Source organism: Parvibaculum sp., from assembly GCF_049651025.1.
Taxonomy (GTDB): Bacteria; Pseudomonadota; Alphaproteobacteria; order Parvibaculales; family Parvibaculaceae; genus Parvibaculum.
Genome location: NZ_JBASBH010000106.1, coordinates 58558 through 73231, shown reverse-complemented (window position 1 = coordinate 73231; position 14674 = coordinate 58558). Strand labels below are relative to the sequence as shown.

Annotated in this window: 16 protein-coding genes and 1 tRNA gene; 6 read left to right on the top strand and 11 right to left on the bottom strand. The window is 61.0% G+C overall.

Going from position 1 to position 14674, the window contains the following annotated elements; translation table 11 throughout:
- Positions 1-86, bottom strand: a tRNA-Leu gene (locus WA943_RS14115).
- Positions 87-238: 152 nt separating this feature from the next.
- On the opposite strand from WA943_RS14115, the gene WA943_RS14110 reads away from it, so the two are divergent.
- From WA943_RS14110 to WA943_RS14100, 3 genes are read left to right on the top strand one after another with little or no spacing between them, the layout of a single operon-like run.
- On the top strand, positions 239-820 hold the full coding sequence (locus WA943_RS14110) for a YqaA family protein (RefSeq protein WP_424470526.1): 582 nt from the start codon (positions 239-241) through the stop codon (positions 818-820).
- Positions 821-876: 56 nt separating this feature from the next.
- On the top strand, positions 877-1401 hold the full coding sequence (locus WA943_RS14105; RefSeq protein ID WP_424470525.1) for a disulfide bond formation protein B: 525 nt from the start codon (positions 877-879) through the stop codon (positions 1399-1401).
- Positions 1398-1964, top strand: a complete 567-nt coding sequence (locus tag WA943_RS14100; RefSeq protein WP_424470524.1) for a demethoxyubiquinone hydroxylase family protein — start codon at positions 1398-1400, stop codon at positions 1962-1964. The genes WA943_RS14105 and WA943_RS14100 overlap by 4 nt, the downstream gene beginning before the upstream one ends.
- A 43-nt stretch (positions 1965-2007) precedes the next feature.
- Here the strand turns inward: WA943_RS14100 and WA943_RS14095 are convergent, their stop codons facing one another.
- On the bottom strand, positions 2008-2598 hold the full coding sequence (locus WA943_RS14095) for an HNH endonuclease (protein ID WP_424470523.1): 591 nt from the start codon (positions 2596-2598) through the stop codon (positions 2008-2010).
- An 80-nt stretch (positions 2599-2678) separates the two neighbouring features.
- Entirely contained in the window at positions 2679-3353 is a 675-nt protein-coding gene (locus WA943_RS14090; RefSeq protein WP_424470522.1) for an alpha/beta hydrolase, read from the bottom strand.
- Positions 3354-3414: 61 nt separating this feature from the next.
- On the opposite strand from WA943_RS14090, the gene gluQRS reads away from it, so the two are divergent.
- Complete coding sequence (gene gluQRS, locus WA943_RS14085) at positions 3415-4317, top strand: tRNA glutamyl-Q(34) synthetase GluQRS (protein ID WP_424470521.1); 903 nt, start codon at positions 3415-3417, stop codon at positions 4315-4317.
- Between the two features lie 100 nt (positions 4318-4417).
- A complete protein-coding gene (locus WA943_RS14080; protein WP_424470520.1) occupies positions 4418-5455 on the top strand; it encodes an acyltransferase family protein in 1038 nt (345 codons plus the stop codon).
- 3 nt (positions 5456-5458) lie between these two features.
- Here WA943_RS14080 and WA943_RS14075 read toward each other — a convergent pair whose 3' ends face one another.
- From WA943_RS14075 to WA943_RS14050, 6 genes are all read right to left on the bottom strand, one after another.
- The gene (locus WA943_RS14075; protein WP_424470519.1) at positions 5459-6403 is read right to left on the bottom strand and encodes an AEC family transporter; all 945 of its coding nucleotides are present in this window, start codon (positions 6401-6403) and stop codon (positions 5459-5461) included.
- Positions 6404-6468: 65 nt separating this feature from the next.
- Positions 6469-7143, bottom strand: coding sequence for a hypothetical protein (locus WA943_RS14070; protein ID WP_424470518.1), 675 nt, complete (start codon positions 7141-7143; stop codon positions 6469-6471).
- Positions 7144-7148: 5 nt separating this feature from the next.
- Positions 7149-8240, bottom strand: coding sequence for a hypothetical protein (locus WA943_RS14065; protein WP_424470517.1), 1092 nt, complete (start codon positions 8238-8240; stop codon positions 7149-7151).
- A 3-nt stretch (positions 8241-8243) separates the two neighbouring features.
- Positions 8244-8540 (bottom strand): hypothetical protein, encoded by a 297-nt coding sequence (locus WA943_RS14060; protein WP_424470516.1) that lies wholly within the window; start codon positions 8538-8540, stop codon positions 8244-8246.
- A 205-nt stretch (positions 8541-8745) separates the two neighbouring features.
- A complete protein-coding gene (locus WA943_RS14055; RefSeq protein ID WP_424470515.1) occupies positions 8746-9327 on the bottom strand; it encodes a hypothetical protein in 582 nt (193 codons plus the stop codon).
- 53 nt (positions 9328-9380) lie between these two features.
- The gene (locus WA943_RS14050; protein ID WP_424470514.1) at positions 9381-11378 is read right to left on the bottom strand and encodes a methylmalonyl-CoA mutase family protein; all 1998 of its coding nucleotides are present in this window, start codon (positions 11376-11378) and stop codon (positions 9381-9383) included.
- 164 nt (positions 11379-11542) lie between these two features.
- On the opposite strand from WA943_RS14050, the gene WA943_RS14045 reads away from it, so the two are divergent.
- Positions 11543-12790: an acyl-CoA dehydrogenase family protein gene (locus tag WA943_RS14045; protein WP_424470513.1), complete on the top strand. Its 1248-nt coding sequence runs from the start codon at positions 11543-11545 to the stop codon at positions 12788-12790.
- 88 nt (positions 12791-12878) lie between these two features.
- Here WA943_RS14045 and WA943_RS14040 read toward each other — a convergent pair whose 3' ends face one another.
- A complete protein-coding gene (locus tag WA943_RS14040) occupies positions 12879-13664 on the bottom strand; it encodes an SDR family NAD(P)-dependent oxidoreductase (protein WP_424470512.1) in 786 nt (261 codons plus the stop codon).
- Between the two features lie 52 nt (positions 13665-13716).
- Positions 13717-14553 carry an SDR family oxidoreductase gene (locus WA943_RS14035; RefSeq protein ID WP_424470511.1) on the bottom strand — a complete coding sequence of 279 codons (837 nt, stop codon included), beginning with the start codon at positions 14551-14553 and terminating at the stop codon, positions 13717-13719.
- Between the last annotated feature and the right edge of the window lie 121 nt (positions 14554-14674).

Here is a 14674-nt window from a genome sequence, read left to right as displayed (position 1 = left end):
TGGTGCCCCTGGCCGGACTTGAACCAGCACGCCCTTGCAGGCAACAGATTTTGAGTCTGCCGCGTCTACCATTCCACCACAGGGGCCCCTGCGCGAGGGCCGCATATTAGTCGGGCGCGCGTAGGGTTCAAACAAAAAGAACGGCGAGCGGGCAGACCGCGAAATTGGCGCCGGGCTTGATGGACATGGACCTTGCCCGCCTGCTACACCCGAGCCCAAGCGGAACAAGGGAAACGTCATGCTGCGCCGTCTCTACGACTGGACGATCAAGCTCTCGGGCAACAAGAATGCCCATTGGGCGCTGGCTGCCGTCTCCTTCGCGGAAAGCTCGTTTTTCCCGGTACCCCCTGATGTAATGCTGGTGCCGATGACCGTCGCCCGGCCCGAAAAGGCCTGGTTCTATGCCGGCGTCTGCACCATCGCCTCCGTGCTCGGCGCATTGGTCGGCTATGCCATCGGCGCGCTTCTCTACGATACGCTCGGCCATTGGCTGATCAGCCTTTACGGCTATGAACACGGGGTGGAGGAATTTCGTGCGCTCTATGCCGAATGGGGCGCCTGGATCATCCTCATCAAGGGCCTGACGCCCATCCCGTTCAAGATCGTAACCATCGCCTCGGGCTTTGCGGGCTACAATCTTTTCTGGTTCGTGCTGCTCTCGCTCATCACGCGCGGCGCCCGCTTCTTTATCGTCGCAGGCATCCTCAACCGCTATGGCGAGCCCCTGAAGGCGATCATCGAAGACAATCTCGGCCTGGTCGCGGGCGCCTTCGTTGCGCTCATTGTCGCAGGCTTTGTCGTGGCAAAATACGTGGTCTGACCTGCAACGATTGGACGCAAGCGACAAACCTGCCATCCCGTGCTTTGATATTGCCCATGCTGAACCGGATTCCGACCAATTTCATTCCCTGGATCGTTCTTGCTGCAAGCATGGCAACGCTGAGCGGCGCGTATTTCTTTCAATACGGGCTCGGCTATGTGCCCTGCCATCTCTGCCTTCAGGAACGCATCCCCTATATTTTCGCAATCGGCGCAGCGCTGATCGCCGGAATACTCTCGCGTGAGGCAAATCTCGGCATCGCTCCTGTGGTCTTCATCGGGCTTTGCGCCCTCGCATTTGCAATCGGCAGCGGGCTTTCGGGCTATCACGCGGGCGTCGAATATAAATGGTGGGCCGGTCCCGCCACCTGCACCGGCGGCGGCCTCCTTTCAAACTCGCTTCAGGATTTGCAGGCGCAACTGCAAGGCGGAACACATGCGCCGCGTTGCGACAGCGCCGCCTGGTCGCTTTTCGGCATTTCGCTGGCGGGGTTCAATCTTCTGATTTCGCTCGCGCTGTGCATTCTCTCCTCGCTGCCCGTGCTGCGCTATTTCCGCGAAGCGCAGGGGGAACGCGTATGAGCGACGTTCCCAAGGGCCAGCCGGGCCTTGCGCAGGAAAGCACCATCGAGGAAATGATCCGCGTCGATCATGCCGGTGAATATGGCGCGGTGCGCATCTATCAGGGCCAGCTTGCCGTCTTCAGGCATCTGCCGCACAAGCGCGAGACCGCCCGCTCGCTCGCGCGCATGGCAAAGGATGAAGAGGTCCACCTCGCCCGCTTCAACCAGCTCGTCAATGAACGCCGCGTGCGCCCGACAGTGCTGAACCCGATCTGGCATGTCGCCGGTTTCGCTCTCGGCGCGGCAACCGCGCTCCTTGGCGAAAAAGCCGCTCACGCCTGTACCGAAGCCGTCGAGAGCGTGATCGACGAGCATTATGCAGCGCAGGTCAGACGCCTCGACACGCTGGGCGATGCCGAACGCCCGCTGCGCGACACGATCGAACAATTCCGTCTGGAAGAACTTCAGCACCGTGACGAAGCGATAGAGAAAGGCGCGAAGGAAGCGCCCGCCTATCCGCTGCTCTCAGGCGCGATCAAGGCCGCCTGCCGCGTCGCGATCAAATTGTCGGAAAAGGCCTGAGACGGCATTCTCTGCCCCCGCCGTCATGGCGATCCAAAACCCCTTACGGCTCCAGCTCGCTATCCCAGTATAGATAGTCCTGCCAACTCTCATGCAGATAGTTCGGCGGGAAATGCCTGCCGTTCTTGTGCAGATCGGTGACGCTTGGCCGGTAAGGCTTTTGCAGCGGGAACATTTCAACCTGCTCGGGCATGCTTCCGCCCTTGCGCAGATTGCACGGCGCGCAGGCCGTGACGACATTCTCCCAGGTCGTCTGCCCACCGAGCGAACGCGGAATGACGTGATCGAAAGTGAGGTCGTGCCGCTCGCCGCAATATTGGCAAGTGAAGCAGTCGCGCAAGAAGAGATTGAACCGCGTGAAGGCGGGAAAGCGCGCGGGCTTCACGTAGGATTTGAGTGAGACGACGCTCGGCAAACGCATCTCGAAGCTCGGACTGCGCACACAGGTCTCGTAGCTCGATACGATATTCACGCGATCGAGAAACACCGCCTTGATTGCATCCTGCCAGGACCAGAGCGATAGCGGGTAGTAGCTGAGCGGGCGGTAATCCGCGTTCAGCACCAGCGCCGGACAACTCTCTGGGTTGGCAAACGAACCGTGCACGTCGCCCTCCTGGAGACACGCACCGGACATCGGCACGCGCCCCGAATAGTCACAGACGATACTATATATTGTGCAACGGCTTTGTGAAGCAGCCCGCTTTAGGTTTGTGTTCAGCCACCCGCCGCCGCATCGGCAAGCGCGCCCGCAAAGGCATCGCGAAGGAAGCGACCGCCAAGTTCGAGCCCCTCCGGGTCGATACCATGGCCGACGCCGGGGCTGACATGCCATTGCACATTGATGCCTGCCTCGCCCAGCACCCGCGCCGCGTCATGCATGCGCGAGACGGGAAGCATCTCATCAGCATCGCCATGAACCAGCAGCACGGGCGGACGCGACGTCAACTCGCCCTTGAGGCGTTCGCCGCCCGCCATCGCGCCCGAATAGCCGACAATGGCCGCCACTGAGCGCGAACGGCGAAGACCGACATGCAGGGACATGATCGTGCCCTGGCTGAAGCCGACAAGCGCGAGCTTGCTCTCATCCAGTCCGCGTTTTGCCAGTTCCTCATCGATGAATTCATTGAGGATGGGCGCGGCCCCCTCGACGCCGCGCAATAATTCCGCGGGATCGAGACGTGAAATCGGGAACCATTGATAGCCGAAACCCGCATCGCAACGCTGCGGCGCATTGGGCGAAATGAAATCGGCATTGGGCAGCAACTTCTGCCAGTGAGGCGCAAGCCCGATGAGGTCGTTTCCGTCCGCGCCATAGCCGTGACAGAGGATGACAAGCTGCTCGCTCTTGCCGCTTGCCGCCACTATCGACGGCCCCGTTATCTTCGCCATGCCTTGTTCCCGTTCAATTATATATAAGATGCCGAGTGTAGGGCGCTGGATGGAGCTTTCAATGCAAGAGGCCGCAGGAAGGCGTGAAGTCACTCGCTTTGCGCCGAGTCCCAATGGCTGGCTGCATCTGGGCCATGCCTATTCCGCAATCTTCGCCTTCGAGACAGCCAAAGCGCTTGGCGGCCGTTTCCTGCTGCGCATCGAGGACATCGATATAGGCCGCTGCCGTCCCGAATATGAGCAGGGCATATATGAAGACCTCGCCTGGCTCGGCCTCGACTGGGAACGCCCCGTGCGCCGCCAGTCTGAACATTTTGCAGATTACGAAGCGGCGCTGCGGCGGCTGCGCGAAATGGATCTGATCTATCCCTGCTTTGCGACCCGCAAGGAGATCACCGACGCAATCGAAGCGTCCGGTATCGGCCATGTCCGCTGGCCGGTTGATCCCGATGGCGCGCCGATCTATCCCGGCCTCTACAAGGGACTGCCCCGGCCCACGCTCAATGAGCTGATGTGGGATGGCCGCTCCTATGCCTGGCGTCTCGACATGGAAAAGGCGCTCGCCCGCGCCGAAGACATGAACGGCGGCCCGATCACTTTCCTTGAAGAGGCGAGCGGCCCGCATGGCGAGACGGGCATCCTTGCGATCGACCCGCTCGTCTTCGGCGATGTCGTCATCGCCCGCAAGGACGTGCCGACTAGCTACCACCTCGCCGTGACGGTCGACGACGCGCTGCAAGGCGTGACCGTGGTGCCGCGCGGACAGGACCTGTTTCCCGCGACCTATGTTCACCGCCTCCTACAGGTTCTCCTCGGCCTGCCCGAACCGCGCTACCGCCACCACCCGCTGGTGCGCGACGAGACGGGCCGCCGTCTTTCAAAAAGCGCCAAGGACATGGGCCTGCGCGAATTGCGCCTTGCAGGCGCAACCCCGGCGGAAGTGCGGCGGCTCGCCGGGCTTTAACCATAGCGGCCCGGCACTGGCCCGTTTTCTGCTTCCTTCCCCACAAAGCTGCGTTTTCGTCCCATGCGGGGACGATGCGGTTCATCTGAGGATTGAAGTAATGGCATCCGTCCAAAAGACCCGCGTTGACTGGATCGACGCCGTAAAAGGCCTGACGATCATCCTCGTCGTGATGAAGCACTCGACCTATGGCGATGCCATCGCGCTGCATCACATGCCGGTCGTCTTCAATACCTTCAGCGAATTCACCGCCTCTTTCCGCATGCCGCTGTTCTTTCTGGTCGCCGGTCTTTTCGCGCAAAAGGCGCTGCGCGCGCCGCTACGCAATTTCATGGACGGCAAGATCCTGCACTTCGCCTATTTCTACCTGCTCTGGTCGCTGATCCAGATCGGCCTCAAACTGGCGCTGCCGCATGAAGGCGGCTGGGCGATTTCCTACAAGGATCTGCTGCTGATCCCGCTGGAGCCTTTCGGCCTTCTCTGGTTCGTCTATGCGCTCGCTGTCTTCTTTGCGGTCATGCGCATCTTCCGCGACGTGCGTGCGCCCATAGTGATCGGCTTTGCGCTGGTGCTGTATTTCTCGAAGCTGAATACGGGCTGGACCATTCCCGACGAATTCGCCCGCCGCTTCATCTTCTTCGTCTGTGGCGTCTATGGCGCGCCCTATGTCTTCCGCCTCGCCGAATGGACCATCGCCGATACGCGTCGCGGCGTGGCGACGGGGCTTGCCCTTCTCACCACCGTCGGAGTTCTCGTATTCACCGGCCTTGTCGATATGCGCCCGGTCGAGCTGCTCGCAAGCTATCTGGGCGCTGCGGGCACCATCGCGCTGGTTGCGATCCTCTCGGCAAAAGGCTTTGCAAAGCCTCTGGCCTATGTCGGCTCGCGCTCGCTCTATATTTTCCTCGCCTTCTTCCTGCCAATGGCCGTGGCGCGCGTGGCCATGGTGAAGCTCGGCTTCCAGAACGGCGATCTCGTTACGCTCGTCGTTCTCACCATGGCGATCACCATGCCGCTTCTCGCCTTCAGGCTGACGGAAAACACGCCGCTCGCATTTCTCTTCGCGCGGCCCGACGCCTTCAAGCTGAAACCGAAGCGTGTGGCATCGAACGAAGTCAGCCCCGCCCCGGCGTCCTGATCGTCACTCGAGGAACAGCATCAGCAAAAGCGTCAGCGTGACGATGCTCAGGCCCGTTCCCATGACGACGACACTCGACGCAGCGCCCGGCGCGGCCTGATAGCGATTGGCAAGGATCGAGGAATAGACACCCGTCGGCATGCCCGCAAGCACGGTCGCCGTCGCGACCCAGAGCTTGTCGAGGCCGAAGACATAATGGGTGAGCACGAAAACAAGCGCCGGATGCACGAGGAGCTTGAACGACACCGCCATCGACGCCGCCGCGATGGAGCGGCGGATGTGATAGCGCGTCAGCGTACCGCCCAGCACGAAGAGCGCGCATGGAATGGCCGACAGGCTGACCATCTCGACCGTCTTGTCGAGCATCGAAGGCAAGGGCACGCCGATCTGGCCATAGATGATCCCCGCGCCAAGCCCGATGATGATCGGATTCTTCGCCGATGCCTTGAAGCCCTGCAGCAAAATGTGTCCCGCCCCGACCGGCGCACCCGCTTGCGCCCGCGTCATCTCAAGCAGCAGCGTCGCCAGCGTGATGAGGATGAGCCCGTGAAAGGCGAGCAGCAGGAAAAGCGGAACGCTCGCCTCTTCGCCAAAGCCGGTGAGCACGATCGGAATGCCGAGCATCACCACATTGCCCTGCCCGCCGCCGAAACCGAGGATCACCGCATCGCCCGGCGGACGGCGCATGACGAAGCGCGCGATCAGCGAGCCGACCGCCCAGATCGCCAGCATCGCCCCGTAATAGGAAATCCACAGGCCCCAGGGCAGCGACGAGGGCAGCTCCGTCTGCGAAAGATTGCGAAACAGCAATGCCGGAATGCCGAAGGTGAAGACATAGGCATCGAGCCCGTCTATCCCGGCATCGTTCATCAGCTTTGAACGCACGGCGAAATAGCCAAGCCCGATTATGCCGAAAATCGGGAGGACAAGACTGAGAGCGAATTCCATGAAAACTTCCGATATGGGCGGAGCCGGACCTTATGGCCGCCCGCAACGGAAGCGTCAAACCGTGGCTACCAGTCGAAGAGCCCGGTAAAGCGGCCAAAGCCCGCTTTTGTGGCATAGGCCTGCCACTCCTTGCGCAGATGCGCGGTCGCTGCAGGGCTGCCGCCGCCCTGACCAAGGCCGAGGATCATCAACTCGTCGCAGCCTTCGTAAGTCGCCGCGTCGGGCGCCGGCAGCTTGCCGCCGCGCCGCGTCAGCTTTGCATATTCGGAATCTTCAAACCCGTCCGTGACGAGGATCACGCGCGTATCGGATGCATGGCAATCGACGACTTGCGACATGGTGTCGAGAAAGGGAACTATATTGGTCATGCCCTGCGCCGTGAGTTTTCCCTCGCGCACGAGCTTCGGCACGCTGGCGACAAGTGCGGCAATGCCCTGCGCCACAGCTTCGGGCCGCGCATGGGCGGAAATCACCTGATCGACCTTGAGCCCATTGGCGCTCGCATCATAACTGCCGAAGGTGCGCAGCATGACGCGGCTCTTGAGCGGCAGCGCGACAAGCTCCTTGGCCGTGCGCGCCGCAACACGCGCGGCATAGGCGTCGTCCTTCACCAGTGGATTGCTCTTTGAAAGATCGAGGCCGATCACGATTGTCTTTGCGGACGTCGCCTCTGCCCGCGCCGCCGTGAACGACATGGCGACGAAGGCGGCAACCACAAGGCTCAGTGCGGAAAAGCGCATGGGCACTACTCGGCCGCCCGCTCTATGCGGATATGGCGCGGCATGGGCGGCAGCAATTCGGCGACGGGCTCGCGGATGCCGCCGAAGCTCGTCGGCCCGGCCTTCATCGCATTGCGCGAACGGCGCTCCCACCAATCGTCGAACAGCCGCTCATAACGCTTCACGTCGCGCGCGCTCTCGCAGGCCTTGAGCCTGTCGGAGCCGTTCGCCCCGGCAACCGGCGCATCGCGGCGACCGAGAAGCCTGCGCGACGATGCGGGCGTCTGTGCCAGGAAACCGCGCCGCGCTTCTTCAAGCCCCTGCTCATAGGAGCGGCATTCGCGCATCAATCCGGTCCAGAGAAGATGACGGCGATTTTCCGGCCCTTCCATTTCGGAGAGGCGATGACGGTTGGTGTCATATTCCGTCTCAAGCGCGGAAAGGCGCGCCATGTCGCGACGGCGATGCTTGAAATCGCGCGCGAGGAAAATACGCCGCAGCGATTGCGCGGCAAAGTGAATGCAGAGCGCGGCAACGCCTGTCACGACGAGAAAGACGATGCCGAGCGAACCGAGCCAGAGGATCGGCTGCCATGTCCGCACCGTTTCAAGCTCGGCGGACGTGCGCGCCGCCTCGCTCGTCGCCTGCGTCGTGATGCCAAGCCCGCTCATCGCCGAACTCAGCGAGTCGCCGACACCGCCGCCACCCGTCGCCGCCATGCCATTGGGAAGCGACATGGTTGCAAGCAGGAAGCCGACGCCGACCAGCATGACAAGCGCGAGCACGAAGACGATACGCACGAAAGCCGCGCGGCCGAACTTGCCCATATGCTCAAACAGGATATGCGCCGCAATGGTCGCAAACAGCACCTGCATCGACTTGAAGGCAACCGAGCTTGCAAGCGTGCCCGGCAGTTCGAGAAATTCATTGGCAAGCGCGCGCGTCCAGAACTCGCTGACGATCATGTAATCGACAAGGATCGCGGCAAGCGACACGACCACGAAAACCAGAAACGTGCCGAAGTGGAAAAGCGCGAACCGCGCCTCGCGTTCGCTGGCGACATAATTCTGCACAATCTGTGCGCGCACCGCTTCGGGGATGAGACTCGCGCTGGCCATGGCTCAGGCCCTCCGCGCATCGAGGGGAGATTTCGAACGCCCGAACCAGCGCCTGCCGCGCGCCTCGCCTTGCGGCACCGGCGCGCTTTCAAGCGGCGCCATCAGCCGCTTGGCAAGCTCGGCCACCTCGCGCTCGATCGTCTCCTGCCGGGCGCGCGCATTGGCCATTTCCTCGGCATAGGCTTCATCGAGTTCGGACAGGCGGGAGAAGACATGGAGATCGGGCAAAGGCTCCGCCGCGCGCCCATAGTCGCGCGCGCTTTGTCCATCAGTTGCAGGACGATCCTTCACACCAGCCATGGCCGCAGCCCCCGTTTGGTTAAGTCGGATTAACCTTAAACCAGAAATGTCAGCCGGGGGAACGTCGCCGCAAAATACTCGAACACGGAGGAAAAGGCGGCGGCAGAAACCCAAGACCACTCACACCGTTTCATCCTGATACGGATTTGCGGCGGAAACATTATGGGAATATGGCGGGATTGGGGCAGATGGCGTGTCGCGAAGATTAGAGCTTTACCAAGTCTCCATGCCCACGCTCAATTTCAGCTTCAATGTCCTCCAGAGAACGGACACTTTCGGGATTTGTCACTTGTTCAAGTTGAAAGAGCAACTCTCCAATGTTTTTCTCTAGAGTCGCTACTAATCCATTTGGATGCGAATAAGAGATGCTCAGCTTTTTTATCGTGCCGTTGCTGACCGCTGGAAGGTTTCCCAGCAGTCGATATATGAGCACGACTTGAGCAGCGAGTTTACCATCGAACAGGCCAATGGAAGAGGCTGCACTATCAAATACTTTATGGGCACCAATCGGTATTGATTGAGTGAGGTCAATGATCTGGTTGGAATCCGCATCCACAGCCGCCGCCGCGCTAAGCATTTTTTGACGCATTCGAACAATTTGCGCGGACATCAAAAGCTCGGCCTGGATTGCGCATGCATATGCCCTTGTATGCTGTTTGCGCAGCGCCTGCTGAAAAGCTCGTTCAGAATGATTCTGCCAAGCGGCAACGATAACCGCGACAAAGATGGCTAATACAGAACCGATCGCCTGAACCCAAGCCGCAGCATCAGCCGTAAGCATATTCAAGATGCTCGATCTCCTATCCTTTTGCGGGTAGCAGATTGTGAATGGGAATCTCGCTAAGCCGCCGCTTCCGTCTCCGGGTCCACCAGCCTCACCACGTCTTCCATGATGTCGGTGATCTGGAAATCCTTCGGTGTATAGACCGCAGAAACGCCTGCGGCTTTCAGGCGTTCGGCGTCTTCGGGCGGGATGATGCCGCCGACGATGACGGGGATGGTGATGCCTGCTTCCTTGAGGCGCGCCATCACATCTGCGACGAGCGCGACATGGCTGCCGGACAGGATCGAAAGGCCGAGCACATGGACTTCGCCATTGACGGCCGCATCGACGATTTCGGCGGGCGTCAAACGGATGCCCTCATAGACGACATCCATGCCGCTGTCGCGGGCACGAACCGCGATCTGCTCCGCGCCGTTTGAATGGCCGTCAAGGCCCGGCTTGCCGACGAGGAATTTCAGGCGGCGTCCGAGTTTCGCCGACACAGCATTGACCATGTCGCGCACATGATCGAGTTCCGGCGCGTCATTGCGCGCGGATTTCGACACGCCGGTCGGCGCGCGATACTCGCCGAAAATATTGCGCAGCGCCGTGCCCCATTCACCGGTCGTGACGCCTGCTTTCGCGCAGGCAATCGACGGCTCCATGATATTGCGGCCTTCCTTTGCCGCGCGGCGCAAATCCGCCAGTGCCGCCTCGACGGCTTTCGCGTCGCGCGCCGCGCGCCACGCAACGAGCCGTGCGATCTGTCCTTCCTCGACGCCGTCTTCGGCGACCATGATCGAGCCTTCGCCCGTGGTCAGCGGCGAGGGCGCCGTCTCGACATATTTATTGACGCCGATGACCGACTGCTCGCCCGTCTCGATGGCCTGAAGCCGCGCCGTGTTGGAACTGACAAGCTGCTCCTTCATATAGGCGCTTTCGATTGCCGAGATGGCCCCGCCCATATCCTCTATGCGCTTCAGCTCTTCGCGCGCTTCCGCCTTCAGGGCTTCGACCTTGGCGTCCATGACATGGCTGCCGTCGAAAATATCTTCATACTGAAGAAGATCGGTTTCGAAGGCGACGATCTGCTGCGCGCGAAGCGACCATTGCTGATCCCACGGGCGCGGCAAACCGAGCGCCTCGTTCCATGCGGGCAATTGCACGGCACGCGCACGCGCCTTCTTCGACAGCGTGACGGCCAGCATCTCGATCAGAATGCGATAGACGTTGTTTTCCGGCTGCTGCTCGGTGAGGCCGAGCGAATTCACCTGCACGCCATAGCGGAAGCGGCGCAGCTTCGCATCGGTCACGCCATAACGGTCGCGGCAAATCTCGTCCCAGAGATCGACAAAGGCGCGCATCTTGGCGATTTCGGTGATGAAGCGAACGCCCGCATTGACGAAAAAGGAAATGCGCCCGACGACCTGCGGAAAATCCGCTTCCGGCACCTGCCCGCTCGCCTTCACATGATCGAGAAGCGCGATGGCATTGGCGAGCGCGAAGGCAAGCTCCTGCACCGGCGTCGCGCCTGCTTCCTGCAAATGATAGGAGCAGACATTGGTCGGGTTCCACTTCGGCACTTCGCGGTAAGTATAGGCGACGACATCGGTGATGAGGCGCATCGACGGCTCGGGCGGGAATACATAAGTGCCGCGCGAGAGATATTCCTTGATGATGTCGTTCTGCACGGTGCCTTGCAGCTTCGCGCGGGAAACGCCCTGCTCATCCGCCACCGCGATGTAAAGCGCCAGCAGCCACGCCGCCGTCGCATTGATCGTCATCGAGGTGTTCATCTGGTCGAGCGGCAACTGCTCGAACAGCGCGCGCATGTCGCCGATATGGCTGACCGGCACGCCGACCTTGCCCACTTCGCCGCGCGCCAGAACATGGTCGCTGTCATAGCCCGTCTGCGTCGGCAAATCGAAAGCGACCGAAAGACCCGTCTGCCCGCGCGCCAGATTGGTGCGATAAAGCTCGTTCGAGGCACGCGCGGTCGAATGACCGGCATAGGTGCGGAAAATCCAGGGCTGGTCGCTCTTCACCGCCGCCTTGCCTGCTTCGTCCTTGCTCATTCCAGTTCCTGAACGCATGTCTGCCCACAAAGACCCATTATCACAGGCTTTGTTGCACCGCAAAAGAGCCAAGGCATCAAGACGCGCCGGATTAGGTTTCACATAGGCCGCCGAGGCATTACCCTGCCCGGATCGAAACTGAAAACTTATGGATGGATGAGAGTATGTCAGACCTCGACCAGGACCTGTTCCAGCTTGCCATGTCGGAGCAGGCGCGGCCCCTGATGGCCGCCGTGCAAAAGCACATCAAGGAAAACGTCGAACCGATCACCGAAGAGTTTTTCCGTCTCAACGACGAGAAGACGGACCGCTGGAGCTGGCATCCGCGCCAGCTTGAACTGCTGGAAGGCGCCAAGAACAAGGCCAAGGAATCGGGCCTTTGGAATTTCTTCCTGCCGGACTCCGAAATCGGCGCCGGCCTCAGCAATCTCGACTATGCCTATATCGCGGTCGAACTCGGCAAATCGCCGCTCGCGTCAGAATCGCTCAATTGCAGCGCGCCCGACACCGGCAACATGGAAGTGCTGGAGCGCGTCGGCACGCCCGCGCAAAAGAAGAAGTGGCTGGAGCCGCTCCTCAACGGCGACATCCGGTCTGCCTATGCGATGACCGAACCCGATGTGCCAAGCTCCGACGCCAAGAACGTGCGCACCAGCGCCGTGCTTGACGGCGATGACTGGGTCATCAATGGCGAGAAGTTCTACATTTCCGGCGCAGGCGACCCGCGCTGCAAGATCATGATCGTGATGGTGCGCACGAGCCCCAACGCCGCGCCGAGCAAGCAGCAGTCGCAGATCCTCGTGCCCATCGACACGCCCGGCGTTGAAATTCTCGGGCCGATGCATGTCTTCGGCAAGGACCACGCGCCGCATGGCCACATGCACATCCGCTTCACGAATGTGCGCGTGCCCAAGGAAAACATTCTGCTCGGCGAAGGCCGCGGTTTTGAAATCAGCCAGGTCCGCCTGGGGCCTGGCCGCATCCATCACTGCATGCGCTCGATCGGCAAGGCCGAAAAGGCGCTGGAACTGATGGTGAAGCGCTCCGCCACGCGCGAAGCCTTCGGCAAGCCGATTGCGAAGCTCGGCAAGAACCTTGAAGTCATTTCGCGCGCCCGTATTGAAATCACCGCGATGCGTCTCGCCGTGCTTCAGGCGGCCCGCGCCATGGACGTGCTGGGCAACAAGGAAGCCCGCGTCTATGTCAGCGCGGTCAAGGCGATGGTGCCGGAGAAAGTGTGCCTCATCATCGATCAGGCGATCCAGATGCATGGCGCCGCCGGCATCTCCCAGTGGACGCCGCTTGCCGACATGTACACCGACATGCGCCATCTGCGTTTCGCCGATGGTCCCGATGAGGTGCATCACATGGTCGTCGGTCGCGCCGAAGTGCAGAAATACGGTCTCTGGTAGGCCCTAACGACTAAACGAAATAAAGCCGTCGCAGGGAACACCCCGCGACGGCTTTTTATTTGCGCGCCTTTAAAGAGCCGCTAATGCCTCAGCGCGGCGGCATGCGGATTGCCCCGTCGAGCCTTATGGCCTGACCGTTGAAATAGCTGTTGCGGACCAGTTCAAGGACGAAGCTGCCAAACTCTTCCGGCTTGCCCAGACGCTTGGGGAACGGCACGGAAGCGGCGAGCGTGTTCAGCACTTTTTCAGGCGCGCCCATCATGGGCGGGGTCGCAAAAATGCCGGGCATGATGGAATTGACGCGAATGCCGAGGTCCATCAGATCGCGCGCCATGGGCAGCACGAGGCCGTTGACGCCTGCCTTGCCCGAACCATAGCCGATCTGGCCGACCTGCGCGTCCTGCGCGGCGGCGGATGAGGTGAGCGTGATGACGCCGCGCTCGCCGTCTTCAAGCGGATCAAGCGAGGCCATGCCCAGCGCGCAGAGCGAGGCCATGCGATAGCTCGCAACGAGGATGCCGCGAATGGAATACTCATATAGCTCGGTCGGGTAGCGGATGAAGCCGCCATTCTCCCTGTCGCGGCCGACGGTCTTCATGCGGCCCCGCGAGGTCTGGGCGCAATGAACGAGAATGCGCTCCTGACCGTGAGCTTTGCGGGCCTTGTCGAGACCGGCAATGACACTGTCTTCGTCTGTGATGTCCACCTTGCAGAACAGCGCACCGATCTCGCGGGCAACTTCCTCGCCCTTTTCCTCGTTGAGATCGAAGATCGCCACTTTGACACCGGCCTTCGCAAGCGCCGTGGCGCTGGCGCGGCCAAGACCCGAGGCCCCGCCTGTCACGACGGCCGATGTTGTCTTGTCGATAAGCATGTTGAATCTCCCTCTTTCATTTTCTTGTTTGACGACTGATGTTTTGGTGGGGCTAGAGAATGTACCCATCGCCCGTGGCCCGCACGGTGATGTCGCCCAACGACACGCCCCATGGTTGATTGATGGCCGTGATGACGGCATCCGCGATATAGGTGGGCTCAAGCGCCGCATATTGCGGATTATCGGGGTCGCGCAATTCCGGCGCGTTACTGCCCGCCGCAAGCGAAGCCATGACGCCGCCATAGGAGGCTGCATTCTGCCCGAGGATGCCGACGATCGCATCGGCATTGATGATGCCTGCGCCAAGGCCCGTTCCGGGTACGCCTGTCGGCTTGATGATTGTGACTTTGATCTTGCCTTGCGCTTCAACGCGCAGCGATTCCGACAGGAAATTCACCGCTGCCTTTGTTGCGCCATAGACGCCCGCGCCGACGACCGGAAAATTCCCATAGATCGAGGAGATGTTCACGACATGGCCGCGGCCCTGGCTCATCATCTGGTCAAAAACGCAGGAAATACCGTTCACCACGCCTTTGACGTTGACGTCGATGCAGCGCGACCACGCCTCGCCTGCGGCTGCGTGATCGGCGAAAAAGGCAAGCGGCATGATACCCGCATTGTTGACCATCACGTCGATGCGCCCATGTTGTTCAACAGCATGGGCAGCAAGCGCCTGCATCGCACCAAGGTCCGTGACGCTTGCAACGACATGGGAAGCAACGCCGCCTTGCGTGCTGATGCTTCTGACGGTTTCGATGAGACCTGTCTCGTCGATGTCGGCGCAGACGATCTTGCCGCCGAGCGCCGCCGCCTTTTGCGCAATCAGCCTGCCGAAACCACCACCGGCACCCGTGATGACGATGACCTTGTCCTTGATGAAATTTGTCATTCCGCCCAGCCTCCATGTTTCTCGACCGGGCTTACTATAACGATCTGCAACTTTGAGGCGACGGCTGAGGCGGGGGTTTCCTCAAAGCCCGGTGCGGACGGTAACTCGCATTGCCTTTGGC